Annotated in this window: 25 protein-coding genes and 3 pseudogenes; 12 read left to right on the plus strand and 16 right to left on the minus strand. The window is 59.9% G+C overall.

Going from position 1 to position 25699, the window contains the following annotated elements; all coding sequences use genetic code 11:
- Positions 1-157 precede the first annotated feature (157 nt).
- Positions 158-1477: a methyl-accepting chemotaxis protein gene (locus tag QRN33_RS00170; RefSeq protein ID WP_285405901.1), complete on the plus strand. Its 1320-nt coding sequence runs from the start codon at positions 158-160 to the stop codon at positions 1475-1477.
- 164 nt (positions 1478-1641) lie between these two features.
- Here the strand turns inward: QRN33_RS00170 and QRN33_RS00175 are convergent, their stop codons facing one another.
- Positions 1642-1968 (minus strand): DUF2025 family protein, encoded by a 327-nt coding sequence (locus QRN33_RS00175; protein WP_065616759.1) that lies wholly within the window; start codon positions 1966-1968, stop codon positions 1642-1644.
- A 220-nt stretch (positions 1969-2188) separates the two neighbouring features.
- Between QRN33_RS00175 and QRN33_RS00180 the strand changes: the two genes are divergently transcribed.
- Positions 2189-3316: a glycerophosphodiester phosphodiesterase gene (locus QRN33_RS00180; protein ID WP_083352158.1), complete on the plus strand. Its 1128-nt coding sequence runs from the start codon at positions 2189-2191 to the stop codon at positions 3314-3316.
- Between the two features lie 155 nt (positions 3317-3471).
- Complete coding sequence (locus tag QRN33_RS00185; protein ID WP_123418909.1) at positions 3472-3777, plus strand: PepSY domain-containing protein; 306 nt, start codon at positions 3472-3474, stop codon at positions 3775-3777.
- Positions 3778-4076: 299 nt separating this feature from the next.
- On the opposite strand, the gene QRN33_RS26630 is transcribed toward QRN33_RS00185, so the two are convergent.
- Both QRN33_RS26630 and QRN33_RS26635 read right to left on the minus strand, forming a co-directional pair.
- Positions 4077-4844: a methyl-accepting chemotaxis protein gene (locus tag QRN33_RS26630; protein ID WP_371919899.1), complete on the minus strand. Its 768-nt coding sequence runs from the start codon at positions 4842-4844 to the stop codon at positions 4077-4079.
- 117 nt (positions 4845-4961) lie between these two features.
- Positions 4962-5777 (minus strand): annotated as a pseudogene (locus tag QRN33_RS26635) (methyl-accepting chemotaxis protein); the annotation flags it as partial.
- A 197-nt stretch (positions 5778-5974) separates the two neighbouring features.
- On the opposite strand from QRN33_RS26635, the gene QRN33_RS00195 reads away from it, so the two are divergent.
- Positions 5975-6997 (plus strand): transporter, encoded by a 1023-nt coding sequence (locus QRN33_RS00195; RefSeq protein ID WP_042607225.1) that lies wholly within the window; start codon positions 5975-5977, stop codon positions 6995-6997.
- 247 nt (positions 6998-7244) lie between these two features.
- Entirely contained in the window at positions 7245-8858 is a 1614-nt protein-coding gene (locus QRN33_RS00200; protein WP_042607226.1) for an inorganic phosphate transporter, read from the plus strand.
- A gap of 120 nt (positions 8859-8978) precedes the next feature.
- Here QRN33_RS00200 and QRN33_RS00205 read toward each other — a convergent pair whose 3' ends face one another.
- A complete protein-coding gene (locus QRN33_RS00205) occupies positions 8979-9875 on the minus strand; it encodes a LysR family transcriptional regulator (RefSeq protein WP_285405912.1) in 897 nt (298 codons plus the stop codon).
- Positions 9876-9996: 121 nt separating this feature from the next.
- Here QRN33_RS00205 and QRN33_RS00210 point away from each other — a divergent pair, with 121 nt between their 5' ends.
- A complete protein-coding gene (locus tag QRN33_RS00210; RefSeq protein ID WP_065616754.1) occupies positions 9997-10755 on the plus strand; it encodes an SDR family NAD(P)-dependent oxidoreductase in 759 nt (252 codons plus the stop codon).
- 93 nt (positions 10756-10848) lie between these two features.
- On the opposite strand, the gene QRN33_RS00215 is transcribed toward QRN33_RS00210, so the two are convergent.
- Positions 10849-11286: a multidrug/biocide efflux PACE transporter gene (locus QRN33_RS00215; RefSeq protein WP_116659220.1), complete on the minus strand. Its 438-nt coding sequence runs from the start codon at positions 11284-11286 to the stop codon at positions 10849-10851.
- A gap of 89 nt (positions 11287-11375) precedes the next feature.
- Here QRN33_RS00215 and QRN33_RS00220 point away from each other — a divergent pair, with 89 nt between their 5' ends.
- On the plus strand, positions 11376-12230 hold the full coding sequence (locus tag QRN33_RS00220; protein ID WP_285405919.1) for a LysR family transcriptional regulator: 855 nt from the start codon (positions 11376-11378) through the stop codon (positions 12228-12230).
- 408 nt (positions 12231-12638) lie between these two features.
- On the opposite strand, the gene QRN33_RS00225 is transcribed toward QRN33_RS00220, so the two are convergent.
- The 3 genes from QRN33_RS00225 to QRN33_RS00235 are packed head-to-tail and all read right to left on the minus strand — an operon-like array spanning position 12639 to position 14677.
- Entirely contained in the window at positions 12639-13874 is a 1236-nt protein-coding gene (locus QRN33_RS00225; protein WP_285405921.1) for an RNA polymerase sigma factor, read from the minus strand.
- Entirely contained in the window at positions 13867-14211 is a 345-nt protein-coding gene (locus QRN33_RS00230; protein ID WP_042607232.1) for a YciI family protein, read from the minus strand. Before QRN33_RS00230 ends, QRN33_RS00225 begins: the two co-directional genes overlap by 8 nt.
- Before the next feature lie 40 nt (positions 14212-14251).
- A complete protein-coding gene (locus QRN33_RS00235; RefSeq protein ID WP_042607233.1) occupies positions 14252-14677 on the minus strand; it encodes a YybH family protein in 426 nt (141 codons plus the stop codon).
- Between the two features lie 142 nt (positions 14678-14819).
- On the opposite strand from QRN33_RS00235, the gene QRN33_RS00240 reads away from it, so the two are divergent.
- Complete coding sequence (locus tag QRN33_RS00240) at positions 14820-15305, plus strand: GNAT family N-acetyltransferase (protein ID WP_285405924.1); 486 nt, start codon at positions 14820-14822, stop codon at positions 15303-15305.
- A gap of 140 nt (positions 15306-15445) precedes the next feature.
- Here QRN33_RS00240 and QRN33_RS00245 read toward each other — a convergent pair whose 3' ends face one another.
- The 3 genes from QRN33_RS00245 to QRN33_RS00255 all read right to left on the minus strand — a co-directional run bounded on the left by QRN33_RS00245 (position 15446) and on the right by QRN33_RS00255 (position 17240).
- A complete protein-coding gene (locus tag QRN33_RS00245) occupies positions 15446-15934 on the minus strand; it encodes a GNAT family N-acetyltransferase (RefSeq protein WP_252874963.1) in 489 nt (162 codons plus the stop codon).
- Positions 15935-16022: 88 nt separating this feature from the next.
- Positions 16023-16508: a GyrI-like domain-containing protein gene (locus QRN33_RS00250; protein ID WP_227972929.1), complete on the minus strand. Its 486-nt coding sequence runs from the start codon at positions 16506-16508 to the stop codon at positions 16023-16025.
- A 69-nt stretch (positions 16509-16577) separates the two neighbouring features.
- On the minus strand, positions 16578-17240 hold the full coding sequence (locus tag QRN33_RS00255) for a LysE family translocator (protein ID WP_064119982.1): 663 nt from the start codon (positions 17238-17240) through the stop codon (positions 16578-16580).
- Positions 17241-17378: 138 nt separating this feature from the next.
- Here QRN33_RS00255 and alaC point away from each other — a divergent pair, with 138 nt between their 5' ends.
- The gene (gene alaC / locus QRN33_RS00260) at positions 17379-18596 is read left to right on the plus strand and encodes an alanine transaminase (RefSeq protein ID WP_042607238.1); all 1218 of its coding nucleotides are present in this window, start codon (positions 17379-17381) and stop codon (positions 18594-18596) included.
- Positions 18597-18832: 236 nt separating this feature from the next.
- On the opposite strand, the gene QRN33_RS00265 is transcribed toward alaC, so the two are convergent.
- Together QRN33_RS00265 and QRN33_RS00270 are read right to left on the minus strand one after the other, a co-directional pair.
- A complete protein-coding gene (locus tag QRN33_RS00265) occupies positions 18833-20185 on the minus strand; it encodes a GntP family permease (protein ID WP_133339691.1) in 1353 nt (450 codons plus the stop codon).
- An 82-nt stretch (positions 20186-20267) separates the two neighbouring features.
- The gene (locus QRN33_RS00270) at positions 20268-20801 is read right to left on the minus strand and encodes a gluconokinase (protein ID WP_285405934.1); all 534 of its coding nucleotides are present in this window, start codon (positions 20799-20801) and stop codon (positions 20268-20270) included.
- A 216-nt stretch (positions 20802-21017) separates the two neighbouring features.
- On the opposite strand from QRN33_RS00270, the gene gntR reads away from it, so the two are divergent.
- A complete protein-coding gene (gene gntR / locus QRN33_RS00275) occupies positions 21018-22049 on the plus strand; it encodes an HTH-type transcriptional regulator GntR (protein ID WP_285405936.1) in 1032 nt (343 codons plus the stop codon).
- Between the two features lie 117 nt (positions 22050-22166).
- Here gntR and QRN33_RS00280 read toward each other — a convergent pair whose 3' ends face one another.
- Positions 22167-23039 (minus strand): LysR family transcriptional regulator, encoded by an 873-nt coding sequence (locus QRN33_RS00280; RefSeq protein ID WP_064364944.1) that lies wholly within the window; start codon positions 23037-23039, stop codon positions 22167-22169.
- Between the two features lie 122 nt (positions 23040-23161).
- On the opposite strand from QRN33_RS00280, the gene QRN33_RS00285 reads away from it, so the two are divergent.
- Together QRN33_RS00285 and QRN33_RS00290 are read left to right on the plus strand one after the other, a co-directional pair.
- Positions 23162-23602: a PACE efflux transporter gene (locus QRN33_RS00285; protein ID WP_227972933.1), complete on the plus strand. Its 441-nt coding sequence runs from the start codon at positions 23162-23164 to the stop codon at positions 23600-23602.
- A 1-nt stretch (position 23603) separates the two neighbouring features.
- Positions 23604-23756: pseudogene (locus QRN33_RS00290) on the plus strand (MFS transporter); the annotation flags it as partial.
- A gap of 135 nt (positions 23757-23891) precedes the next feature.
- Here QRN33_RS00290 and QRN33_RS26640 read toward each other — a convergent pair.
- Positions 23892-24431, minus strand: a complete 540-nt coding sequence (locus QRN33_RS26640) for a methyl-accepting chemotaxis protein (RefSeq protein WP_223259141.1) — start codon at positions 24429-24431, stop codon at positions 23892-23894.
- A 6-nt stretch (positions 24432-24437) separates the two neighbouring features.
- Positions 24438-25211, minus strand: a pseudogene (locus tag QRN33_RS26645) (PAS domain-containing protein); the annotation flags it as partial.
- Positions 25212-25699: the final 488 nt, after the last annotated feature.

A 25699-nucleotide genomic window follows, 5' to 3' on the forward strand; every position in this document is an offset into this window, starting at 1 on the left:
ACAACTTTATTAAGTTTTGTATAAGTAGCCATCTGCCAGTAACGGAACGTTGGCATTGAGCAGTCACCACCGAATGCCGCCTGTGCATTTCGGTTTGCCGGCGCAGGAATAGGGACTGAATCCTTTTGATTTTCCCCACTTCCCGAGTATCGCAAGCATGTTTTTCAATCGCCAGAAAGCCGCCCTCGCTGAACTGCAACACACCGTTTTTGACCAGGCCGCGATGCTCGAAGCGATCAACCGTTCGATGGCGGTGATCGAGTTCGATCTTGATGGCGTGGTGTTGCGTGCCAATGACAATTTCCTCAAGACCATGGGTTACACGGCTGCCCAGGCGATTGGCCAGCCGCACCGGCATTTCTGCACACCTGAGTTCGGTCGCAGTGCCCAATACACTGAGCTGTGGTCGCGCCTGAAAAACGGTCAGTTCCAGTCCGGCACCTTTGAACGGGTCGACAGCAAGGGCCAGCCGATCTGGCTGGAGGCCAGTTACAACCCGATCAAGGATGCGTCGGGACGGGTGATCAAAGTGGTCAAGTACGCGATGGATGTCACCGCCAAGGTGCAGCAGGAGAACGAGGCCAACGCCAAGCTGCAGGCGATCGATCGCGCGATGGCGGTGATCGAGTTCGATCTCGACGGCAACATTCTTACCGCCAACCAGAATTTTCTCACGCGCATGGGTTACAGCCTCGCAGAGCTCAAGGGCCAGCATCACCGCCTGTTCTGCACTCCGGCGCTGGTCAACAGCGGCGCCTATCAGGATTTCTGGCGGCGCCTGAATCAGGGCGAGTTCTTCCACGGACAGTTCGAGCGCGTGGATAAGCGCGGTCAGATCGTCTGGCTGGAGGCCAACTACAACCCGGTATATGACGCTTCGGGGCGCTTGTACAAAGTCGTGAAGTTCGCGTCTGACGTTACCGCCCGTGTCGAGCAACACGAGCAGGACGCGCGCAGTGCCAGCACCGCTTATCACATCTCGGTAGCGACGCGAAAAGTCGCCGAGCAAGGTACGCAAGTAATTCAACAGGCTGCCAGCGAAATGCGCGAAATCGCCGAAGACATCAGCCAGTCTTCAACATTGATCGCGCAACTGGGCGACCGCTCCGAGCAGATCACCGCCATCGTCAACACCATCCGCGCGATTGCCGATCAGACCAACCTGCTCGCCCTCAACGCCGCCATCGAAGCGGCACGCGCCGGTGAACAGGGACGCGGTTTTGCCGTGGTCGCCGATGAAGTGCGGCAACTGGCGGCGCGCACCAGCGGCTCCACTGCCGAAATTTCCAACATGATCAGTCTGATCCAGAGCGAAACGCGGCAAGCGATCAAAAGCATGCAAGGCACCCGCGACCGCGCGGCCGAAGGCGTGGAACTGGCCAATCAGGCCGGGACGGTGATTCTGCAGATTCGCGACGGCGCCAGTGAGGCCGTGGATGCGGTGAGCATGTTTGCCAATGAGCGGGTGCCAGGGTGATGGGAACTGACATCGGTTCGTGGTTGGGTAGCAATTGCGGCTGGCGGTGAACCGAGGTGCCGCCTTCGCGAGCAGGCTCGCTCCCACAGGGGATCTGTGCTGTTCACAAAATCCCTGTGGGAGCGAGCCTGCTCGCGAAGAGGCCCGCAACCACACTACAAACCTCAGCTGCGCACCAGACTTCGCACTGCAACAATCTCCGGTACTTCGACCTTGCTCATGTAGACCCGCAACGGTTCGCTGATGTTGATGCGCTCGTCGATGTGTTGATCAAGCAGCAACTGAATCAGTTCGCGCTTGAGCGTCATGGTGGTGTCCGATAGCGGTGCCCAGACGAACTCACTGGTCGGAATGATGCCGTCATCGGCCACGTCCATGCCGAACGAATCTTCGCTGAAGCGCACGAGGTATTGGCCGGTCTTGCGGTTGAGGCCGACGAAGCCTTTGAGATTGTCGGCGGCCTGGCAGATGAGTTGGGAGGTGATGCGCATGGTAAACCTCACGAAAGATGATCGATGGTTTACACGCAGGGCAACACAGCGGCGCGCCCTCTGCCGGGGCGTCTGCCGTGGGCAAGCGTACTGCAAACAGCGCCACAAAAGTGCAGGAAATTTCCGTTTTGCTCGCTTTATGTCGGTCTGGCGATAGCCCTGCGGCGCTTCAATTGTTAAAAGGTACGTCTCGAAAAAAACCTGCGAAAGGAACTCGACCATGCCTGCCACTTTTACCCGAAGCGCCCTGGTGCTGAGTCTGTTGTTCGGTCTCGGTCAGGCGCACGCCGACAGCCATCCTGAGCCCAAGGCAATTGCTGCCGCCCATGGCATTCCGCATCCGGCGGTGATCGCCCACCGTGGCGCGTCGTTCGATGCCCCGGAATCCACCGCAGCGGCCTACAAACTGGCCCGCGACCTCGGCGCCGATTACCTGGAAATGGACTTGCAACGCAGCAAGGACGGCGTGCTCTTCGCCCTGCACGACGACAATCTGCAACGCACCACCGACGTCGCCAGCAAATTCCCCGAGCGCAAGGACAGCCCGGCCACCGCGTTCACCATGGCCGAACTGAAAACCCTCGACGCCGGCAGTTGGTTCAACACCAAATACCCGGACCGCGCGCGCCCCTCTTACGCCGGGCTGAAAATCCTCACTCTTGATGAAATCATCGACATCGCCCGCGCCAACCCGCAACACAAGCCGGGCCTGTACATCGAAACCAAGGAGCCACAGCTGTTTCCCGGCATCGAACACGACCTGAAGGAAAAACTGCAGGATCGCGGCTGGCTCAGTCCGGCCGGTTCGAAACTGGCGAAAAGTGCACTGGGCGTCGGTCAGGGCAAAGGCAAGGTGATCCTGCAAACCTTCGACAAAAACAGCCTGCAACTGCTGGAAAAGGAAATGCCGCAAGTGCCGAAGATCCTGCTGTTGTGGGTCGGCGAAGGCAGCATCGAGCCGAAATCCGCCGTGACGTTTGCCGCGTCCGGTGAGAAGGACAAAAACGTTTTCTACGGCAAGCAGGAGCCAAAATCCGAAGCTGAATTCAAGCAATGGGTCGACTACGCCAAGGCCCAAGGCGCGATCGGCACCGGCCCTTCGGCGAAGCTGACGCATGGCGGTGACCAGAGCTATTCCGATCTGGTGCAACCGTGGATGAACCAGTACACCCACGACCAGGGCATGCTGGTGCACGTTTATACCGTCGATGAGCCGGTGGACTACGAGAAAGTCATGGCGGCGGGTGTCGATGGCATCTTTACCAACCGCGCCAGTGAGCTGTTGAAGTTTTATAAGCGTCCGGCGGTTGGCAGCATTGATGAAGTTTTGAAGAAGAACGGTTTCTGATTAGTTATCGAGTCGTCTGCTTCGCGAGCAGGCTCGCTCCCACAAGAGCGGTTTTCTCGCGAGGCGCAGATTTAAGGGTGAGTTAAGTTGCGCTGGTTAATCTGAACCCACTTACACAGATCAACCACTTCAACGCACTGCCAAGGAATGAACCGATGAAAACTTTGACTGCCCTGTTTACCGCCGCTGCCCTGACTCTTACCGCTGGCCTGGCTCAGGCTGACGTGCGTGTCGACCAGATCCCGCAACTGGTCAAGGACGGCAAGATCAAGTCGCTTGAATCGATGAACGAAGCAGCCCTGAAACTGCACCCGGGCGCAACGATTACCGACACCGACCTGGATAACCACTTCAACGGTTACGAGTACGAAGTCGAACTTAAAACTGCTGACGGCAAAGAGTTCGACGTGGACTTTGATGCCACCACCGGTAAAGTGCTGAGCGACAAGCAAGATACTTGATAGACCGTTGTTAAAGAGCCGCACGATTTAGCATCGTGCGGTTTTTTTATGATTTGCGTTTGGCATTGTTGATGAGTTGTCAGTGAAAACTTTACCCCCTCACCCCAGCCCTCTCCCCCAAGGGGGCGAGGGGGAAAGGGAGCAGATCGGGGAAATTTCGGAGCCTGAGTGCACCTCGACATCTCAGGTCGGCGTACCTCGAACAATCAACACGGTCAGTCCCCTCTCCCTCTGGGAGAGGGTTAGGGTGAGGGGCAAAAGCCATCACGCCGAAAACACTGACAAACCGCCAGCCAAAATCAGGCACTCAACCGCGCCGTCACCTCATTCAACTGCCCCGACAACCCATGCAGATTCTGACTGGCACTTTCGGTGCGCTGCACGTTGTCCAGATTGGTGCTGGCAATCGCGGTGATTTCAGTCAGGTTGCGCGAGATATCCTCGGCTACCGACGTCTGCTCCTCGGCTGCGGTGGCGATCTGACGGTTCATGTCACGAATGGCTTCCACGGCCAGGGTGATGCGCTCCAGCATCGCGCCAGCCTGGGTCACTTGCTCGACACTTTCGTCACTGCGCGCCTGTCCGCTCTCGATAGCCTGCGCGGCGTCGACAGCCCCAGTCTGCACGTTCTGAATGATCTGGTTGATCTCGATGATCGACTCCGCCGTGCGCTGGGCGAGGTTACGTACCTCGTCGGCCACCACCGCAAAACCGCGCCCGGCCTCGCCGGCCCGTGCCGCTTCGATGGCTGCGTTGAGCGCCAGCAGGTTGGTCTGCTCGGCGATGCCGCGAATCACCTCCAGCACCTTGCCGATACGACCGCTATCGGTTTCCAGACGACGGATCACCGTGGCGGTGTTGGCGATTTCGCCGCGCATCTGCGTGATGGAATGAATGGTGGTTTGCATGACCTTTTCGCCCTGCTGCGCCGACTGATCGGCATCGTCGGCAGCACGCGCGGCATCAGCGGCGTGACGGGCGACTTCCTGCGCGGTGGCGGACATTTCATTCATCGCCGTGGCCACCTGATCGGTCCGGTTGAATTGCTCGTTGGTGCCCCCGGCCATGGTCGTGGCAATGGCATTGAGCTCGCCGCTGGCGCTGTCCAGATTGCTGGCGCTGCGCTGCAACCGAGTGAAGGTGTCGGCAAGGAAATCGCGCAGGGTGTTCGCGGCGGCGGCGAGGTTGCCCAGCTCATCGCGGCGCTCGCTGACTACACGTTCGGCCAACTGGCCACGGCTCAAGCGAGTGACGTAATCGATGAGGTTGCGGATCGGCTCGATCAGGTTGCGGCTGACCAGCCACAGGCTCAGCAACCCGATCAGCAAGCCTGACCCGAGCATCACCAGAAGCCCCAGCCACACGGTGCGCTCAGCGCTGGCACTGATCAGCGCCGATTGCTCGGTGCCCTGCTGGCGCAACTCGGCGACCAGCGCACTCATTTGCTCACTGGTGGCGCGGTCGACGCCTTTGACCGCTGCGTCGCCGGCGCTCGGCTCACCACCGGCTGCCACGTAGGCATCACGGCCCTTCTGGTAGGCAGCACCCAACTGGCGATGCTCTTCGCGCAAACGTTCGATGCGTGATTTCAGATTTGTCTCGATGCCTTTCTGGCCGGCCAGTTCGCCGAGAATGTTCTGCACGTCGCGCTGACGCTCTTCGAACTGGCCCCAGTATTTCGCCAGATCCGCCGGTTGCTTGCCGCGCAGCAGGACGTTTTTCCACTCCTGAACCTGCACTTTGAATTGCAGGTTGGCTTCATCGATCAGTTGCGAAGTGTGCAACGGGCCGGCGATCAACTGGCTGTAGCTTTGCACGCCGTTGGAAAGGAAATGAAAGCAGGCCAGCGCGATCAACAGTATCGCCAGCAGACTGCCGCTCAGCAGTGCGAGGATTTGCGCTCTCAGGGATTTTTGCAGCATTGCAAGGTACTCGAAGCAGGGATGAGGCACGCCCGAACGGACGTGGAAATTGGCCGGACTTCCCTGTCGACACACCATGACCGAAAGCCAATGGCGCGCAACCTAACTCACCTGGGATCGGCGCGCCAGAGCGCTTCTTGAGAATCTTCCGACAGTCGGTAACGCATTGATTTGACGTCACTTCACTGTCACAAAACGGTCATGTGAGCTTGCGATGATGCCGCTCAGGTGAACCTGAAAATCCGCACCAGACACCCTCCTCCCAGCGAGCCGCCATGAACCATAGCCTCGATATCAGCCATCGCGATTCGGATCTGTTCGGCCTGCTCTACGGCTTTCGCTTCCTGCCCGGTGAGCGCGGTCGCGAGATCGATTCGGCGACGGCTTTGCGCTGTTTGCAGGACGACAGCGACAGCGGCGAATTCCTCTGGCTGCACCTGAACCTGGCCCATGCTGCGTGCGAGCGCTGGATGAAAAGTCATCTGCAATTGCCCGACGAATTTTTCGAGGCGTTGCACGAGGGTTCGCGTTCGACGCGCATCGAGCATGTCGACTCGGCGCTGCTGGCGGTGGTCAACGATGTGGTGTTCAACCTCAGCAGCATGGTCTCCTCGGACGTGTCGACGCTGTGGGTCTGCGTGCGCAGCAAGTTGATCGTCAGCGCACGCCTGCAACCGCTGCACTCGGTGGATAAATTGCGCTCGTCGGTGAAGGCCGGAGAGTGCTTTCGTTCGCCCTCGGAATTGCTCGTGCACCTGCTGCGCGATCAGGGCGAAGTGCTGACGCAGATCGTGCGCAAGACCAGCCTGAGCGTCGATCTGGTCGAGGATCAATTGCTTTCCTCGCGCCTGTCGACCAACCGTGCTGAACTCGGTGCCAATCGCCGCGTGCTGGTACGTTTGCAACGGCTGCTGGCACTGGAGCCGGGTTCGCTGCTGCGCCTGCTCAACCGCCCGCCGCCGTGGTTGCAGAAGGAGGACGTCAAGGAGTTGCGCAAATCCACCGAGGAGTTTGCGCTGATCATCAACGACCTCACTGCCCTCGGCGAGCGGATCAAATTGCTGCAGGAAGAAATCGCCGCCAACCTCAACGAACAGAGCAACCGCACGCTGTTCACCCTGACCGTGGTGACGGTGCTGGCCTTGCCCATCAACATCATTGCCGGTTTTTTCGGCATGAATGTCGGCGGTGTGCCGCTGTCGCAGGACCCGCACGGGTTTTGGGTGCTGGTTGCGCTGGTGGCGACGTTCACGGTGATCGCCGGGCGCTGGGCGTTCCGCAAGCGTGGGGATTATTGAGCGCAAATCCCACACACAAGACAGTCGTCCCTGTGGGAGCGAGCCTGCTCGCGAAGTCGGTGTGTCAGATAAATCAATGTTGAATGACAGGGCGCTTTCGCGAGCAGGCTCGCTCCCACAGGTTTCTTCTTCAGCCTTCGGATCAGCGGCGGGCTTGAACGCCCAAACACTGACCTGACGCAGTCTCTCTGTAACATTCTGCAACGATCATGTGCGACATTCCTTCCCTCGCTCAGGATTGTCCGCCATGGCCACGCCCTCACTGACCGCCAGCCCTGCGTCCGCCGCCAGTGGCAGACCGGCGCTCGACAAGAAAACCGGTCCGTTCACCTACGTCATCTTTTTCGCCGTGCTCGCCATGGGCATGCTGTTTACCGCCTACAGCCTGATGCACGACATGCACGAACTCGGCACGGTGGTCACCACCTGGACGCCGTTCCTGTTGCTCGGCGTGGCGCTGTTGATCGCGCTGGGATTCGAGTTCGTCAACGGTTTCCACGACACCGCCAACGCCGTCGCGACAGTCATCTACACCCACTCACTGCCGCCGAATGTCGCGGTGGTCTGGTCGGGGTTCTTCAATTTCCTAGGGGTGCTGCTGTCGAGCGGTGCGGTGGCGTTCGGCATCATTGCGCTGTTGCCGGTGGAGCTGATTCTGCAGGTCGGCTCGTCCGCCGGGTTTGCGATGATCTTCGCCCTGTTGATCGCGGCGATTCTGTGGAACCTTGGCACCTGGTGGCTGGGCTTGCCGGCGTCGTCTTCGCACACCTTGATCGGCTCGATCATCGGCGTCGGCGTGGCGAATGCCTTGATGCACGGCCGCGACGGTACCAGCGGTGTCGACTGGGCGCAGGCGACCAAGATCGGCTATGCGCTGCTGCTGTCGCCGCTGGTGGGTTTCGGTTGTGCGGCGCTGTTGCTGCTGGCGTTGCGCGCGTTCGTCAAGAACCGTGCGCTGTACAAGGCGCCCGAAGGCAATACTCCACCGCCACTGTGGATTCGCGGTTTGCTCATCGCCACCTGCACCGGCGTGTCGTTCGCCCACGGCTCCAACGACGGTCAGAAAGGCATGGGCCTGATCATGCTGATTCTGGTCGGCACGCTGCCAATGGCCTACGCATTGAACCGGACCATGCCGGAAGAACAATCGCTGCAATTCGCCGCCGTCGCCCAAGTCACTCAACAAGCGCTGGTGAAAAGTGCACCGCTGCCAGCACCTGCCGATCCACGCCCGGTCCTTTCGGATTACGTGCGCAGCAAGGAACCCACGCCGCAACTGATCCCCGCCCTCGCCGCCCTGACCGGGCATATCGGCGAGGAAGTCAAAGGCTACGGTTCGCTGGCAAAGGTCCCGGCCGAAGCCATGGGCAACGTGCGCAATGACATGTACCTGGCGAGCGAAAGCATTCGCCTGATGGACAAGAACAAGGTCGGCAACTTCGATGCCGACACCAGTAGCAAGCTGCAGCTGTTCAAACAACAGATCGACAACGCCACGCGGTTCATTCCGCTGTGGGTGAAGATCGCCGTGGCGATTGCGCTGGGACTCGGCACCATGGTCGGCTGGAAGCGCATTGTCGTGACCGTCGGCGAGAAGATCGGCAAGACTCACCTGACCTACGCCCAGGGCGCCTCGGCGGAAACCGTGGCGATGCTGACCATCGGCGCGGCGGACATGTTCGGTTTGCCGGTATCGACAACCCATGTGTTGTCCTCGGGCGTGGCCGGGACCATGGTTGCCAACGGCGCCGGGTTGCAGATGCGCACGATCCGTAATCTGTTGATGGCCTGGGTGTTGACCCTGCCAGCGGCCATCCTGCTGTCGGGCAGCCTTTACTGGCTGTTCACCCAAATCTTCTGACCCTATGCAAATCCCCCTGTAGGAGCTGCCGAAGGCTGCGATCTTTTGCTCTTGTTTTTACAAATCAAAGTCAAAAGATCGCAGCCTTCGGCAGCTCCTACACAGGGTTGCATTCCCAAGTCAGAGCGTTGAGCGGACCACGTCGCCGAGCCAATCCATAAACACCCGCACCCGCAGCGGCAAATACCGTTGTCGCGCATACAACAAGGAAATCGCCATCGGCGGTGCGGTGTACTGCGCCAGCACGGTCACCAGTTCGCCATTTTCCAGATGCGGTTGCATGCCGGTGCGCGGTACCTGGGTCAGGCCGAAACCGCCCAGGCACGCCGCTTCGTAGGCATCGGTGCTGTTGACCGTGACACTGCCGGCCATCGCCACGCGCCGCACCTCACCGTCCTCCTCATAGACAAACCCTTCCGAACGCGAGCCCAGCACGCCGACGTAATGCACCAGCCGATGCTGTGCCAGATCTTCCAGGGTCTGCGGCACGCCGTAACGTTGCAGATAATCCGGGCTGGCGCAGTTGACCATCGGGAAGTCGCCCAGATGCCGGGCGACCACCGACTGATCCGGCTGCGCGCCGATGCGCAACACGCAGTCGAAGCCCTCGCTCAGCAGATCGACACGGCGATCGGTGCTGCTGATTTCCATCTGCAGATTCGGGTGGCGATCCATGAACTCCGGCAGGCGCGGCATGATCAACCGTCGCGCGAGAATATTCGGCATATCGACCCGGATGCGCCCGGTCAGCGAAGCCTCGTCCTGCCGAAACAGCCCTTCGATTTCGTCCATGTGCGAGAGCAGATCCTTGCTGCGTTCATATAACACCAGACCGTCCTGGGTGGCCTGCACCTTGCGCGTGGTGCGCTGCAACAGGCGCGTGCCAAGCAAGGCTTCAAGTGCCTGCACCTGCTCGGACACCGTGGAGCGCGGCAGGCCGAGGCTTTCACCGGCGAGGGTGAAACTCGACAGTTCGCTGACCCGGACGAAGGTACGCAGCAGTTCCAGTTTGTTCATCACAGGCCTCGGTAATTGTTCGGCTGCGCCGATCAGTGATTCCGCTTTCGCCGTGTTTATCACCTCAGGGCGGATAAATAAACTTCTTCCATCCCCACTCAACGAAATCGAGGAAGTCCGCATGAATCGCAAAATCGCACTGATCACCGGCGCCAGTCGCGGCCTGGGCCGCAGCGCCGCCCTGCATCTCGCGGCGCAAGGCATCGACATCATCGGCACCTACAACAGCCGCGCCGACGAGGCGCAGAATCTGGTCATAGAGCTACAGGCACTCGGCGCGAAAGCGGCAATGCTGCAACTGGACGTCGGCCATAGCGAACACTTTGCCGCGTTCGCCGCGCAGGTTGCACAGGTCTTGGAGCAAACCTTTGAGCGCCAGCGCTTTGATTTCCTCATCAACAATGCCGGGGTCGGCGTGCATGCGCTGTTCAGCGAAACCACCCCGGAGCAGTTCGATCTGCTAATGAACGTGCAACTGAAAGGGCCGTTCTTTCTGACTCAGCAACTGCTGCCGCTGATCAACGACGGTGGTCGCATCGTCAATATTTCCAGCGGCCTGACCCGCTTCAGCCTGCCGGGTTACGGCGCCTATGCGGCGATGAAAGGCGCGATGGAAGTGCTGACCCGTTATCAGGCCAAGGAGCTTGGCGCGCGGCAGATTGGCGTGAACATTCTGGCGCCGGGTGCGATTGAAACCGATTTTGGTGGCGGTACGGTGCGCGACAACAGCGCTGTCAACGCGATGGTTGCGAGCAACACCGCGCTGGGTCGCGTCGGGCAGCCGGATGATATTGGCGGTGCACTGGCGCTGCTGCTGTCACCGGGTGGACAGTGGATCAACGGCCAGCGGGTCGAGGCATCGGGCGGCATGTTCCTGTAGCGCTTGACCCGCGTAGGAGCTGCCGAAGGCTGCGACTTAAAAAACAAAATCAAAAGATCGCAGCCTTCGGCAGCTCCTACAGGGGGATCGGCGTTAGCTTTCATAGGCGCGGCGCGCCATGAAGCGTTCGCGCAGGACGTCATAACCCCAGTGATAGACGTAGGTATACGGCAGGAAAAACAGCAGCACGCCGATGTCGAGCAACAACGCCTGCCACAGGCTGACCGACAGCCACCAGGCAATCAGCGGCACGCCCATCACGATCAGTCCACCTTCGAACAACAATGCATGCACCACCCGCACCCAGGCGTTATGCGACAGATTCATTCGCGCCAGAGCACGGTCGAAAAAACGGTTGAACACCACGTTCCATGCCAGCGCCAACATCGCAATGAGTACGGTCACGGCCCCCATGTCGAGCAGAGGTTTTTGCATGATCCACGCCAGCAGCGGTGTGCAAATGAGGATGGCGAGAAATTCGAACCCGACAGCCTGGAACACGCGTTCGGTGATGGACTTGTAGACAGTCATGGCCTGACTCCTTGTTTGACAATGGTTGCCATGATCCAACCGATTCCCGATACTTCATAACCAATAACCATCGATCAAGGCGATAGTTCATGGCTTCGCAGGAAGTGCTGTTGGCGTTTGTGCAGGCGGCGACGCAAGGCTCGTTTTCCGCCGCTGCGCGCAAGTTGGGGCGCAGTCAGTCGACCATCAGCGCAGCGGTCGCCAGTCTGGAAATCGATCTGGATTTGCAACTGTTTGACCGCAGCAGCCGCAAACCCACGCTCACCCCCGCCGGCCACGTCATGCTGCAGAAAGCCGAAGCGATTCTGGCCGCCACCAGTCGCCTGGAGATGAGCGCACGGCAATTGGCGCAAGGCGTCGAGCCGAAGCTGACCGTGGCGATTTCCGATACCTATCAGTCGTATCGTTTCGAGGCGGCACTGGTGAGTTTCGAGCAGCGATATCCAGAGCTGGAGCTGGAATGCCTGATTGCCGAATGCGATGACCTGATCGAACTGGTCCAGCGCGGCCGGGCGCATCTGGCCTTCGCGGAAATGCAGGACAACTACCCGCCGGATCTGGTCACCTCGACCGTCGCCGAGCGCACGGAGATTGCCCTGTTCGTCAGCCGCGAGCATCCATTGGCCAAGCTTGAGCATGTCGACCAGCAGATCCTCGAGCAACATCGCGAGTTGCGCCTGGCGACCATCGTCAATCCCTATGACAGTCGCGGCAAAGGCCGGGTGTGGTCGGCGCCGAGTTATCTGATGCTGCTGGAAATGGCGGAAAAGGGATTTGGCTGGGCGCCATTGCCGAGGTGGCTGGTGCAGCGCTATGCCAATGACTTGCTGATTGAACTGGACGTGCGCGGCTGGCCGAAACCGGTGTTTGTCGATGCCTTGTGGTCGCGGCTATATCCGCCGGGGCCGGCGGGGAGCTGGTTGTTGAGCAAGATGCTCGAATAAAGCTGCCAAGATCAAAAGCCCCTCACCCCAGCCCTCTCCCGGAGGGAGAGGGGGCCGACCGAGGTGTCTGCCGAGGTTCATCGACCTGAGGCACCGCGTCGATTATGGCTTTGGCTGGTATCGATTGCGGATTCAACAACACTCGCTCACGTCGGTGAATCTCTCCAATATCCCCCAATCAGTCCCCTCTCCCTCTGGGAGAGGGAGCTGACCGCGGTGTCTGCCGGGGTTCATCGACCTGAGGCACCGCGTCGATTATGGCTTTGGCTGGTATCGATTGCGGATTCAACAACACTCGCTCACGTCGGTGAATCTCTCCAATATCCCCCAATCAGTCCCCTCTCCCTCTGGGAGAGGGTTAGGGTGAGGGCAATCCACAGGCCGCCCACCGTCGCGAGAGCGCCAAACTCAGGGCAGTCCCAGCGCCTTGATCCGTCCTCGAATAAACCGCCGCTCCGGCTCCTGCCGCGTCAACTCCAGCGCCCGCTGATACGCAGCCCGCGCCTCCTCCACCCGGCCCAACTGCCGGCAAAACTCCGCCCGCGCCGAATGCGCCAGGTGGTAATCCTGCAACTCGCCCCGCGCCAGAATCCCTTCGATCACCAACAACCCCGCCAACGCTCCATCACGCTTGGCCACCGCCACCGCCCGGTTCAGCTCAATCACCGGCGAGGGCACCGCGCGCAGCAAGACATCGTACAGCCCGACAATCTGCCGCCAGTCGGTTTCCGCCGCCGACGGCGCTTCCGCATGCACCGCTGCAATCGCCGCCTGCAGGCAATACGGCCCGAAGCGTCGTGTACTCAGCGCGCGCTCGACCAGCGCGCAACCTTCTGCCATCAACCCGGCATCCCACAACGCCCGATCCTGATCGTCGAGCAGCACCAGCTCACCGCTCGGCGAGGTGCGTGCCGGCCGGCGTGATTCGTGCAGCAGCATCAGCGCCAGCAGGCCCATGACTTCCGGTTCCGGCAGCAACTCCATCAACAAGCGCCCCAGCCGAATCGCCTCGCGCGTCAGATCCTCGCGGGTCAGCTCGGCGCCGACCGAGGCCGAATAGCCTTCGTTGAACACCAGATAGATCACCCGCAGCACGCTGTCGAGGCGCTCGGGCAATTCGTTCAGAGTGGGTACTTGATAAGGGATTTTCGCGTCGCGGATCTTGGCTTTGGCGCGCACGATGCGCTGGGCAATCGCCGCCGGCGCCGAGAGAAAAGCACGGGCGATTTCTTCGGTGGTGAGGTCGCAGACTTCGCGCAAGGTCAGCGGCACTTGCGCATCCGCCGCCAGGGCCGGGTGGCAGCAGGTGAAGATCAGCCGCAAGCGATCATCTTCCACGTCTTCGCCACTCCAGTCAGCCTGTTCCAGCTCATCGAGTTGCGCCAGCAGCAGCGGTTGCGAGGCCTTGAACCGCGCGCGCCGGCGCAGCACATCGATGGCTTTGAAGCGCCCGGTCGAGACCAGCCAGGTGCGCGGGTTGTCCGGCACGCCGTCGCGCTCCCAGCGCTCGACCGCGACGAAGAACGCCTCGTGCAAGGCTTCTTCGGCGAGGTCGAAATCACCAAGCAGGCGAATCAGCGTCGCCAGGATCCGCCGCGAATCCTCGCGGTAGACCTGCTCGACCCGCGCCCGGACGTCAGACATTCAACTGCCGCACCGGGCGCACTTCAACGCTGCCGACCCGGGCTGCCGGGATGTTGCCGGCGACCTGAATCGCTTCGTTGAGATCCTTGGCATCGATCAGGTAGAAACCGGCCAGTTGCTCCTTGGTTTCAGCGAAAGGCCCGTCGGTGATCGACAACTTGCCGTTGCGCATCCGTACGGTGGTTGCGGTCTCTACCGACTCCAGCGCTTCGGCGGCGATCATCCTCCCGCTGCCCTGCACCGACTCGGCGTAGGCCGAGCATTCGGCGTCCTCGGGACTGTCGGGCGACGAGTGCAGCAGGCGTTCATCGCTGTAGACCAAGCATAGGTATTTCATGGCGATCTCCTGATTCGAACGGATCAACTATGGCTGAAGATCAGGGGGTCACATCGAACAGCGTCGCGCCGCTCATCGGATCGAACGGTGCCGACCAGTGTTCATGGGCAATCCGCCACGCGCCGCCGATCTGCCGATAGCACGCGGTGACGCGCATCCAGCAGCTTTGGGTTTCACCCTTCTCGTTGGTGCCGCCGCAATTGGCGACCCAGTGGGCGAAGGCGATGTTGTCGGCACTTTCGATGGCGATTTCGTGGAACTCGAAGATGTGCGGCCCGGGGCACATCTCCATGCACTCGACCCAGTGCGTACGGTAGGCCGCTTTGCCCTTGAATTGCAGGGCCTTGATCGCATCGAACGAGACAATGTCATCGGCATACAGGGCCATGACTTTTTCGACGTCCTTGGCCATCACCGCTTCGCGATAGGTGTTGATCAGGGTCTGGATTTCGGTCTGTGCGCTCATGGTGTTCTCCGTGGTTTTTGTTGTGAAGACACCCTTAGTCGTTTGCCCTTTGCGCAGATCGACAAGGCAAACAAAAAAAATCCGCCGACGACAATGTCGCTAGAATCCGAGGCTCATTCTTTGTAGGAAAAAGGAAATTCCCGTGTCAGCCCAACTCGTGCCGTACGACAGCCTCAGCCCTTTGCAGCGTCAGCAAGTCGAGGCCATTGAAATCCACCCCGAGCAGATCAGATTCTCCGGCGACATCCACGGTGCCTTGCACACCCTGCTGTCGAAACCCGGCCCCGGGGTAAAGGGTTTTGCCCTGCTGTCGGAGGACGTGCCGGTGGCATTTTTGCTGCTCAAGCGCCCGCCGGTATTGCCCGACTGGGCCGATGAACACAGCGCGACGCTGCATGCCTTGCAGGTCGATCGCCGCGCCCAAGGCAAGGGCTACGGCAAGGCTTGTCTGCAAGCACTGCCCGCCGTCGCGCGTGAAGCATGGCCGGAGATCAAGGGGCTGGAATTGTCGGTGGACGCCGATAACGAAGCGGCGATTGCGCTGTACGCCAGGCATGGCTACGTCGACAGCGGCGAAGCGTACAAGGGACGGATTGGGTACGAGCGGCGGATGGGGCTGGTTTTCTGAGTATCCAGAAACTCTCTGCTGACACACCACGATCCTCTGTAGGAGCTGCCGAAGGCTGCGATCTTTTGATCTGGCTTTTGAAGATCAAGATCAAAAGATCGCAGCCTTCGGCAGCTCCTACAGTTGCGATCGGTGTTGGTTTAGAGCGTCAGGATCATCTCGTGCCACGCCATGCCGCCATGGTCGGACTCGGACGGTTTGATGTAGGCAAAACCAAACCCGGCATACAGTGCAATGTGCTGCTCTTTGCACATCAGATGAATCGTCGCTTTGTCCATCGCGCGCATGCGCTCGATGAACTCTGCCAGCAGGCGCTTGGCCAGGCCCTGCCCTTGGTAATCCGGGTGCACTACCACCGACATGATCACCACGTTCGGGCCTTTCGGGTCGTGCCCGATCAGTTCCTTGAAGGCCTCGTCGGACATCTGCACGTCGAACGCCGCGCCGGAATTGATGAAACCGGCAACCACGCCGTCTACTTCGGCGACGATGAAGCCGTCCGGCCAAGTGGCAATGCGCGTGGCGATCTTCTCGCGGGTGGCGGCTTCATCGCCTTCATAGGCAACGGTTTCGATGGCGTAGCAGCGCTCGAGGTCGGCGGCGCTGACGTTGCGGATCACGGTGTTCATGGCAACTCGAAAATCTGTGGAAACAAGGCCCGCCAGCATAAAGCACAACCACCGGGGCGGACATGCTCCGCCTCGATTCGAACGCCGGTCAGGCCTTGATCGGCAGCCAGATTTCCAGGGTGCCGGTGTTGAGCTTCGGGTTGTAATCCTCGCTGTAGCGCTCGAATTCCGGCGCATCCGCCGCTTCGTAACCGGACCGCGGCAGCCAGGTTTTCCAGATGTACTGGAAGGTGTCGGGGAGTTGCGTCAGGGGCCCTTTGTGCGCGAACACCGCATATTCCTGCGGCTGGATTTCAACCCAGCGGTACTGCTCCGGCAGGTCATCGAGCTTGTCGATCTGCACGCCGGCGATGTACTCGAAACCTCCCTCGCCGTCCGCGTTGCAGCAAACGCCGTAGGTCACTTCGTTGACCTGCGCAGGGATTTTTCCCAGGTGCGGGATAAGCTTTTCCCACAGCCTTGGAATGTCTCCTGTGGTTTCCTGAGTGAATCGCCCGCCGAACCCGGCAATCAGCAGAAATTGCCCGTGTTCGAAGCGAGGTTCGGCTATTTCGACGCGTGTCTGTTCATCCATGACGCGGCTCCTCAGAACGGAAAAGTGGGTTCGGCTGGGAGTATAGAAAGCCCGACCCGTTTCGCACGTTTACAGCGCATGCAACTGCTCGACGGCGCCCGACCCGACAAACTCGTTATAGCCAGATACGATCACGTACACCGCGAAATAGCAGAAGATCGCCGCAGATGCCATGTAGGAGTAGCGCAGCAGTTTATCGCCCAAGAGCTTGCCGCCATGGCTTGCAGCGAAGCACAAACCGGCCGACCAGAGCAGCCCGGCGCAGAGAAAACCGCCGAGAAACAGCGCCGAACTCAACGGACCACCGCCACCGGATCGAGCGATCAACGTGCCGCCGACCGCAGCGAACCAGAGAATCGCGCTTGGCGACGACATGGCGAGAAAGATGCCGCGAAAGAATTCCTTGCGATGGGAGTTCTGCCCCACCTCGGCCGTCTCCGCCAGCAGCGCTTCGTGGTGGATCGCCGAATAAATCATCTTCGCCGCAAAATAGATCAGCAGCGCCGAACCGCCGATCCACAGCACCCAGCGTACGGTTTCGTATTGCAGCAAAACGGTCATGCCGGCCAGTGCCAGCACCGCATAAATCAAGTCGCCGACGCAGGTGCCCAGGCCAAGGGCGAAGCCCTGAAAGTAGCCGCGCTGCATGGCCAGGGTGATCATCGCGATGTTGGCCACGCCGATATCCAGGCACAGCGAAAGGCTCAGCAGGAAGCCGCTGGTGAATTCCATTGACCGATTTTCCTTGAAAAAAATGTTTACAACCGCGCTGGACAGTATGCCATCACTGCCCTTATCTTCCGCCACAGGTCACCGCAGTGACCAGCGTCGCTCGGACGGTTCCGGGCGCTTACGTTATCCGAGGCAACAATGGCCGAACAAGGTTCGCCGCGCCGCTTTGCGCGCATAGATCGACTCCCCCCTTACGTTTTCAACATCACCGCCGAGCTGAAGATGGCCGCTCGCCGCCGTGGTGAAGACATCATCGACCTGAGCATGGGCAATCCCGACGGCGCCACGCCGCCGCACATTGTCGAAAAACTCGTGCAGGTCGCCCAACGTGAAGACACCCACGGCTACTCGACGTCCAAGGGCATTCCGCGCCTGCGCCGGGCGATTTCCAACTGGTACAAGCAGCGCTACGAAGTCGATATCGACCCGGAAAGCGAAGCCATCGTCACCATCGGTTCCAAGGAAGGCCTGGCGCACTTGATGCTGGCGACTCTGGATCAGGGCGACACGGTGCTGGTGCCGAACCCGAGCTATCCGATTCACATCTACGGCGCGGTGATTGCCGGCGCTCAGGTGCGCTCGGTGCCGCTGGTGCCGGGGGTGGATTTCTTCGATGAGCTGGAGCGGGCGATTCGCGGCTCGATCCCCAAGCCGAAAATGATGATCCTCGGTTTCCCGTCAAACCCGACGGCGCAGTGCGTTGAGCTGGATTTCTTCGAACGGGTGATCGCCCTCGCCAAGCAGTACGACGTGCTGGTGATTCACGATCTGGCTTACGCCGACATCGTCTACGACGGCTGGAAAGCGCCGTCGATCATGCAAGTGCCGGGCGCCAAGGACATCGCGGTGGAATTTTTCACCCTGTCCAAGAGCTACAACATGGCCGGCTGGCGCATCGGTTTCATGGTCGGTAACCCGGAACTGGTCAACGCTCTGGCGCGGATCAAGAGCTACCACGACTACGGCACCTTTACTCCGCTGCAAGTGGCGGCGATTGCTGCGCTCGAAGGCGACCAGCAATGCGTGCGCGACATCGCCGAGCAGTATCGCCAGCGGCGTAACGTGCTGGTCAAGGGCCTGCATGAATTGGGCTGGATGGTCGAGAATCCAAAGGCTTCCATGTATGTGTGGGCGAAGATTCCCGACGCGTATGCACATCTGGGCTCATTGGAATTTGCCAAGAAACTGCTGGCCGAGGCCAAGGTCTGCGTGTCGCCGGGGGTGGGTTTCGGCGAGTACGGCGACGACCACGTGCGCTTCGCCCTGATCGAAAACCAGGACCGCATTCGTCAGGCCGTGCGCGGGATCCGCGGAATGTTCCGCGCGGATGGCTTAGTCGCAAGAACTGGCGGCTAACGCAGTACCTGCAGAACAACACTTATGTGGCGAGGGAGCTTGCTCCCGCTGGACTGCGCAGCAGGCCCAAATCCTGCAATCGCGGTCTGTCTGATTCACTGGGTGCAGAGGTTTTTACGACTGCTGCGCAGCCGAGCGGGAGCAAGCTTCCTCGCCACAACATCCGTGTTACCACAGATTTTTTACCCACAAAAAAACCGCATCGCTGCGGTTTTTTTGTGCCTGCAAACGGCCGCTTAAACGAACAGCGACAACAATAGGATAAAGCCCAACGCGACGATGGACAGAATGGTTTCCATCGCGGTCCAGGTCTTGAAGGTTTCGGCCACGGTCATGTTGAAGTACTGCTTGACCAGCCAGAAACCGGCGTCGTTGACGTGGGACAGGATCAGCGAACCGGCACCGGTGGCCAGCACCAGCAGCTCACGGTTGACGCCCGGAATCATGCCGACGACCGGCACAACGATACCGGCGCCGGTGATGGTTGCCACCGTCGCGGAACCGGTGGCGATACGAATCACCGCCGCCACCAGCCACGCCAGAAGGATCGGCGAGATCTGTGCGCTGACCGCCATGTGGCCGATCACATCACCCACGCCGCTGGTCACCAGCATCTGCTTGAAGCCACCGCCGGCACCGATGATGAGGATGATCGCAGCGGTTGGCGCCAGGCTTGCGTCGAGCCATTTGAGCATCTGGTTGGAACCGATGCCCTGCTTGTAGCCGAAGGTGTACAGCGACAGCAGCAACGCCAGCAGCAATGCGGAGATCGGGTGACCGATCATGTCCATCCAGATGCGGAAGAAATTGCCGTCCGGCAGCGCCACGTCAGCGAAGGTTTTCAGCAGCATCAGGAACACCGGAAGCAGCACGGTGACCAGGGTGATGCTGAAGCTCGGCAGGTTGGCCGAATCGTTTTCGCGGGCCAGTTGATCGACCAGTTCCTGATTCGGGTGACCCGGAATGTGCTTGGCGATGAACGTACCGAAGATCGGACCGGCAATGATGGCGGTCGGCAGCGCGACGATCAGCCCATAGAGAATGGTCTTGCCGATGTCAGCGCCGAACACGCCGATGGCCAACAGTGGGCCCGGATGCGGTGGCACCAGACCGTGCACAGCGGACAGGCCGGCGAGCAGCGGGATACCGATCTTGATGATCGATACGCCAGTGCGGCGGGCAACGATGAACACCAGCGGAATCAGCAGCACGAAGCCGATTTCGAAGAACAGCGGAATGCCTACCAGGAACGCGGCGAACATCATTGCCCACTGCACCTTGTCCTTGCCGAAGGCGCGGATCAGGGTCTGGGCGATCTGATCGGCGCCGCCGGATTCGGCCATCATCTTGCCGAGCATGGTGCCCAGGGCGAGGATGATGCCGACGAAACCGAGCACGCCACCGAAGCCATCCTGGAACGCCTTGATGATGGTGTTGATCGGCATGCCGGAAGTCAGGCCGAGGAACGCGGCGGCGATGGTCAGGGCGATAAAGGGGTGAATTTTGAACTTGGTGATCAGGATAATCAGGCCGATTACCGTGACCACCGCATCGAGCAGCAGGAACGTCTCGTGGGACATGCCAAACATGGGGGGTGTCTCCTGGATTGTTGTTGTTATTAAAGCGGGTTGAACAGAAGTCGGGAGGACAGCGCTGTCTTTTTCAACATACTCATACCGCCTGTTTCAGGCCGTTGGCCTGCCACCAGACATGAGCCTGCAGAGCCAGCTCTTCGACGCTGTGAACCGAGGCGTTGAGCGCCAGGGTCAGCGGCTCGCCTACTGGCGATTCGAGGGTGGCGAACTGGCTTTCGATCAACGTCGCCGGCATGAAGTGGCCCGGGCGGTGCGATACACGCTCGGCGGCGACTTCCGGGGTCAATTCAAGAAACACGAAGCCCAGGCCCGGCAAGGCGCTGCGCAGACGTTCGCGATAACTGTGTTTAAGGGCCGAGCAGGTCAACACCGGGCGCTGGCCTTCGGCATCGACGCGACGCAGTTCATCGCACAGGCTGTCGAGCCAGCCGGCACGGTCTTCGTCGTTCAGGGGGATCCCCGCGCTCATCTTTTCGATGTTCGCGGCCGGATGGAAAGTATCGCCTTCAATGGCAGTGGCGCCGCTCAAATGGCACAGGGCCTGGCTGACGCACGTCTTGCCGCAACCGGCAACGCCCATGATGACCAGGGCGGTGATGGGATGACTCATATAACACCTCAGCGCGCAGACAGCGCTACCTTTGCTAGCTATGACTCTAGTGCACAGGCAGAAGTTGCCGACGCCTTCTTGTCGTTTTTTTGGGTTGCAGCAGGTTTGTTCCCGATGCCAAAGCGCGCAGATCAGGCAGGACCGCGCTCACGCATTTGCAGCTGCATCAGGACAGCGCTACCTTAGTGCCTTGATTTTTGTTTGGCAAGCCGCCCGATGACCTCCCCCAAGAACGATAAAAATACCCGCACCACCGGCCGTCCGACCCTTAACGAAGTAGCCCGCCTGGCCGGCGTCAGCCCGATTACCGCCTCGCGCGCTCTGCGCGGGGTCAGCACGGTGGCCACCGAACTGGTGGAAAAAGTGCAGAAAGCCGCGCTCGAACTCAACTATGTAGTCAACCCCGCCGCCCGCGCGCTGGCCTCGGCGCAGAGCCATTCGGTAGTGGTGCTGGTGCCGTCGCTGTCCAACCTGCTGTTCATCGACACACTGGAAGCCATTCATCGGGTGCTGACGCCCAAAGGCTTCGAAGTGCTGATCGGCAACTTCCACTACTCGCGCGATGAAGAGGAAAACCTGCTGCGCAATTACATGGCTTACCAGCCGCGCGGGTTTCTGCTGACCGGTTTCGATCGCACCGAGAGTTCGCGGCGGATGATCGAGCTCAGCAACATTCCCTGCGTGTACATGATGGAGCTGGACAGCGCCGCCGGGGTCAATTGCGTGGGTTTTTCGCAGTTGAGCGCCGGTGAAACGGCGGCGGAGCATTTGCTGTCTCGCGGGCGCAAGCGCTTGGCCTACATTGGCGCGCAGCTGGATCAGCGCACGTTGTTGCGTGGTGAGGGTTTCCGCAAGGCACTGCAGAAGGCTGGCCGCTACGACCCGGATCTGGAAGTGCTGACGCCGCGCGCTTCGTCGGTGGGCTTGGGTGGTGAGTTGTTTCTGCAACTGCTGGCGTCGCATCCGGATGTCGATGCGATTTTCTTTGGCAACGATGACCTGGCCCAGGGTGCGCTGCTGGAAGCCTTGCGCAATGGCATCAAAATTCCCGAGCAAGTGGCGATTCTGGGCTTCAACGACCTGCCAATGTCCGAGCACATGGTCCCGCGCCTGAGCAGCATCAACACCCCGCGTGAGGCCATCGGCCGGCGCGCGGCGGAGCAAATGCTGACGTTGATGGCGGGCAACAAAGTAGCGCGGCCGGTGGAGGATATGGGGTTTGAGCTGAAGGTGCGCGAGAGTACCTGAAACTCACGCGATCCCCTGTAGGAGCTGCCGAAGGCTGCGATCTTTTGATTTTGCTTTCAAGAACAAGATCAAAAGATCGCAGCCTTCGGCAGCTCCTACAAGGGATCTCTATCAAATTCAGTGGCTGAGCAGGTCGACCAAGGCCTGCGCGCCCTTCTGCAATGGCTGGCTCTTGAGCCATACCGCATGCACCGGCAGCACCAGGCCATTTTCGATGTTGCGAAAATTCAGCCGTTTCAAGCGTCCGGACTCCAGCCACGGCTGCACCACCGACAGCGGAAAGTTGCCCCAGCCCAATCCCGCCTCGACCATCTCCATCGCCGTTTCGAGGTTATCCGTGCGCCAGTAGGATTCCGCCACCAACGGCCGCGTCTCGCTGATCGGCAAGTCGCGACTGGCGACGATGATCTGCCGCACCTGCACCAGATCTTCGAGAAACACATCTCGCCCTTGCAGCAACGGACTGTCCGCCGCCAGCGTGGCGATCATGCGTTCGCTGCCGACGAACTGAAACCGCTCCAGCGCATTTACGCTCAACCCGGCGAAGGCCAGGCACACGCTGACCCGGCCACTGTGCAACATCGCCAGCACATCATCCTGCGGCGCGGTCAGCACTTCGACGTCGAGCAGCGGATGACGCTCGGCAATCACCTTGATCGCGGCCAGCAAGCGACGTCGATCAAGGTCGGCGACCACGCCGATCGACAACCGGCTTTCCAGCCCCAGCGACAACTCCACCGCGTGCACCTGCAACTGCTTGAGCTGTTCGGCGATCAGTCGCGCGTGCGGCACCAGCGATTGCGCCATCGCCGTGGGTTGCGGCTCGCGATGGCTGCGGTCGAACAACGGGTAACCGAGTTCGGCTTCAAGGTTGGCAATGCCCATGCTCACCGCCGAAGGCACCTTGCCCAACTGCCGCGCAGCCGCGGAAAACGAACCGCGCTCGATCACCGCGAGAAACAATTCAATACTGTCGCTATTGAAATTCAACCTACCCACCTATCAATAAAACTGAAAGCTACCGACTTTTTCTGTCAGGTCTATTGAAGCTATCTTTCGCCGCCTTCGCCAGCCCCGCTGGCCAACATTCGGCAAGAAAGAGGCAAACCTGCATGCAAGGCGTGAAACGCAAACTGGTCTACGTATCGCTCTACGAAGTGATCGGCATGACCTTCTCGGCCCTCGGTCTGGCGTTGCTGTCGGGCACATCGCCGGGCAGCACCGGGCCGCTGGCGGTGATCATCACCAGCATCGCCGTGACCTGGAATTTCATTTACACCTCGTTGTTCGAGCGCTGGGAAAGTCGCCAGGTCTCGCGCACCCGCACGGTGAAACGGCGCATCGCCCATGCCGTCGGTTTTCAACTGACGCTGATCGTGTTTCTGATTCCGCTGATTGCCTGGTGGATGAACATCAGTCTGGTGCAGGCCTTTGTGCTGGATCTGGCGCTGATCATTTTCATCCCGTGCTACACGTTCGTGTTCAACTGGCTGTTTGACCGGATCTTCGGTTTGCCAAACTCGGCGCTGCCGGATTCTGCCGCTGCGGCATAAATCGAGTCTGCTGATTGGCATGTTTCTGGATAACTTCGGCACGCCGGGGGTGTTGGCATTCATTGCCAGCAGCATGCTGATCGTGATGCTGACCATCGGCTGGTTCGGCCCACGCACGCGCAATCTGGCCCTGGAGAATATTGCCCATCGCTGAAGGCCAATACAGGACTCCACTGTGTGAGCGAGCCTGCTCGCGAAGGCGCCGTGTCAGACAGGCATGTATTAGTTGACATAACGCTTTCGCGAGCAGGCTCGCCCCCACATTGGGCATTGGTGATGTTGAAACAGGTCAGTTCAATTGCAGGGTTTCATTGAACTGACTGATCGCATCCACCACATGCCGTGAGCCCTGCTGAATTTCCAGAATCACCTCGCCCGCTTCGTTGGCCAGTTCCACGCCCAGCCCGGTGCGGCTCAGGCTCGACTGCATGCTCGACACCGCACTCAGCGACAGGTCATGGTTCTTGCGCACCACATCGACGATTTCCAGCGTCGCCTGACTGGTTCGCGCGGCTAGGCTGCGTACCTCATCGGCCACTACTGCAAAACCGCGCCCATGTTCACCGGCGCGTGCCGCTTCGATCGCCGCGTTGAGCGCCAGCAAATTAGTCTGATCGGCGATCCCGCGAATGGTCTGGACGATGGTGCCGATGATGTCCGACTGCTTGCTCACCGCATCGATACTCACCGCGGCCTCATTCAGATCGCGGGAAATGTCCTGAATGATCTGCACGGTCTGCTGCACCACCTGTGAGCCTTTTTGCGCGCAGGCGTCGTTTTGTACCGAAGTGCTGTGGGCCGATTCCGCAGCGTTTTGCAGGGTGGTCATCTGCCGGGTGATGTCGCTGGCGAACTTGACCACTTTGTACAAGCGGCCCTTGGCGTCGAACAGCGGGTTATACGAGGCCTCCAGATAAACCATCTGCCCGGACTTGTTCTTGCGTTCGAAGCGGTGCGAGTGATATTCGCCGCGATTGAGCGAAGCCCAGAATGCCTTGTACTGCGCGGATTCGGCTTCGGCACGGTGACAGAACAGGCTGTGGTGCTGGCCGACAATTTCATTGTGCGTGTACTGCATGGTTTGCAGGAAGTTGTCGTTGGCGCTGATGACATGGCCTTCAGGGGTGAACTCGATCACTGCCATGGAACGGCCGATCGCCGCCAGCATGGCTTCTTCTTCATGCTCTTTGTTGATGCGTGCGGTGATGTCCGCCGCAACCTTGATGACACTTCTGACCTGTTTGTCGGGACCGAACACCGGCATGTAACTGGCCTCGAGCCAGATCTCCCGCCCGCTCTTGTTCAAACGCAGAAAAGTCCCGCTGAGGGGTTCACCACGGGCCAGGTCACGCCACAACTTTGCGTAGTCCTCGCTGCGATAAAAGCTTTCTTCGCAGAAGATCCGATGGTGTTTGCCGCGCACTTCATCGGCGCTGTAACCCATGGTCTTGCAGAAGTTCTCGTTGGCGTCGAGGACGATGCCTTCGGGCGTGAACTCGATCATGGCCATCGAGCGGCTGATCGCTTCGATTTTCGCATTGGCCTCGGTCAGCGCACAGCTGAAGCGCTCGATTTCCCGCAGGTCAGCCTTGCGATGTAGGTTGAACATGGTTGTATCACCTTCCGCGCGTTCTTTGATTTGATGAAAGCCCAGGTCCTTCAAGATCCACCACTACGTTCCACAGAACAGGCACACGCCTTCCTCCAAGAGAGGAAGTTGTCAGGTGATAAATGATGATCAATCGGAGGGGTCGTGCAGCGACGCTCTGATCAAGACATCCTTTTCTTGATAGCCCGCATGCGGGCCAGCCCTAACGCGTAGAAGAACTTCCATGTAGGTGACGCTCCTTGTTGGTTCAGTGTCGGTGCCTTGGATCGCGCACTCTGGCAGCATGAATCACGGGCCAACCCTGTGCCGCTGTCATGGATGGCATGACGGTCGACATGGTTAGTTACCTGCAAGGATAGCCAGCCTGACGCCGGGCGCAAGGCCACTAGTCGGCCAGTATCTGGCATTTTTTGTACAAGAAACGGTTCAGCGCGGGGAGATGGGTCATCAGGACAGGCGCTTTCGCGAGCAGGCTCGCTCCCACATGA

It is taken from the genome of Pseudomonas sp. FR229a (assembly GCF_030209115.1).
Lineage (GTDB): Bacteria > Pseudomonadota > Gammaproteobacteria > Pseudomonadales > Pseudomonadaceae > Aquipseudomonas > Aquipseudomonas moraviensis_A.

Coding starts and splice junctions, on each gene's coding strand:
- QRN33_RS00170 (WP_285405901.1), top strand. CDS start 158: ATGTTTTTCAATCGCCAGAAAGCCGCCCTCGCTGAACTGCAACACACC.
- QRN33_RS00175 (WP_065616759.1), bottom strand. CDS start 1,968: ATGCGCATCACCTCCCAACTCATCTGCCAGGCCGCCGACAATCTCAAA.
- QRN33_RS00180 (WP_083352158.1), top strand. CDS start 2,189: ATGCCTGCCACTTTTACCCGAAGCGCCCTGGTGCTGAGTCTGTTGTTC.
- QRN33_RS00185 (WP_123418909.1), top strand. CDS start 3,472: ATGAAAACTTTGACTGCCCTGTTTACCGCCGCTGCCCTGACTCTTACC.
- QRN33_RS26630 (WP_371919899.1), bottom strand. CDS start 4,844: ATGGCCGGGGGCACCAACGAGCAATTCAACCGGACCGATCAGGTGGCC.
- QRN33_RS00195 (WP_042607225.1), top strand. CDS start 5,975: ATGAACCATAGCCTCGATATCAGCCATCGCGATTCGGATCTGTTCGGC.
- QRN33_RS00200 (WP_042607226.1), top strand. CDS start 7,245: ATGGCCACGCCCTCACTGACCGCCAGCCCTGCGTCCGCCGCCAGTGGC.
- QRN33_RS00205 (WP_285405912.1), bottom strand. CDS start 9,875: ATGAACAAACTGGAACTGCTGCGTACCTTCGTCCGGGTCAGCGAACTG.
- QRN33_RS00210 (WP_065616754.1), top strand. CDS start 9,997: ATGAATCGCAAAATCGCACTGATCACCGGCGCCAGTCGCGGCCTGGGC.
- QRN33_RS00215 (WP_116659220.1), bottom strand. CDS start 11,286: ATGACTGTCTACAAGTCCATCACCGAACGCGTGTTCCAGGCTGTCGGG.
- QRN33_RS00220 (WP_285405919.1), top strand. CDS start 11,376: ATGGCTTCGCAGGAAGTGCTGTTGGCGTTTGTGCAGGCGGCGACGCAA.
- QRN33_RS00225 (WP_285405921.1), bottom strand. CDS start 13,874: ATGTCTGACGTCCGGGCGCGGGTCGAGCAGGTCTACCGCGAGGATTCG.
- QRN33_RS00230 (WP_042607232.1), bottom strand. CDS start 14,211: ATGAAATACCTATGCTTGGTCTACAGCGATGAACGCCTGCTGCACTCG.
- QRN33_RS00235 (WP_042607233.1), bottom strand. CDS start 14,677: ATGAGCGCACAGACCGAAATCCAGACCCTGATCAACACCTATCGCGAA.
- QRN33_RS00245 (WP_252874963.1), bottom strand. CDS start 15,934: ATGAACACCGTGATCCGCAACGTCAGCGCCGCCGACCTCGAGCGCTGC.
- QRN33_RS00250 (WP_227972929.1), bottom strand. CDS start 16,508: ATGGATGAACAGACACGCGTCGAAATAGCCGAACCTCGCTTCGAACAC.
- QRN33_RS00255 (WP_064119982.1), bottom strand. CDS start 17,240: ATGGAATTCACCAGCGGCTTCCTGCTGAGCCTTTCGCTGTGCCTGGAT.
- alaC (WP_042607238.1), top strand. CDS start 17,379: ATGGCCGAACAAGGTTCGCCGCGCCGCTTTGCGCGCATAGATCGACTC.
- QRN33_RS00265 (WP_133339691.1), bottom strand. CDS start 20,185: ATGTTTGGCATGTCCCACGAGACGTTCCTGCTGCTCGATGCGGTGGTC.
- QRN33_RS00270 (WP_285405934.1), bottom strand. CDS start 20,801: ATGAGTCATCCCATCACCGCCCTGGTCATCATGGGCGTTGCCGGTTGC.
- gntR (WP_285405936.1), top strand. CDS start 21,018: ATGACCTCCCCCAAGAACGATAAAAATACCCGCACCACCGGCCGTCCG.
- QRN33_RS00285 (WP_227972933.1), top strand. CDS start 23,162: ATGCAAGGCGTGAAACGCAAACTGGTCTACGTATCGCTCTACGAAGTG.
- QRN33_RS26640 (WP_223259141.1), bottom strand. CDS start 24,431: ATGACCACCCTGCAAAACGCTGCGGAATCGGCCCACAGCACTTCGGTA.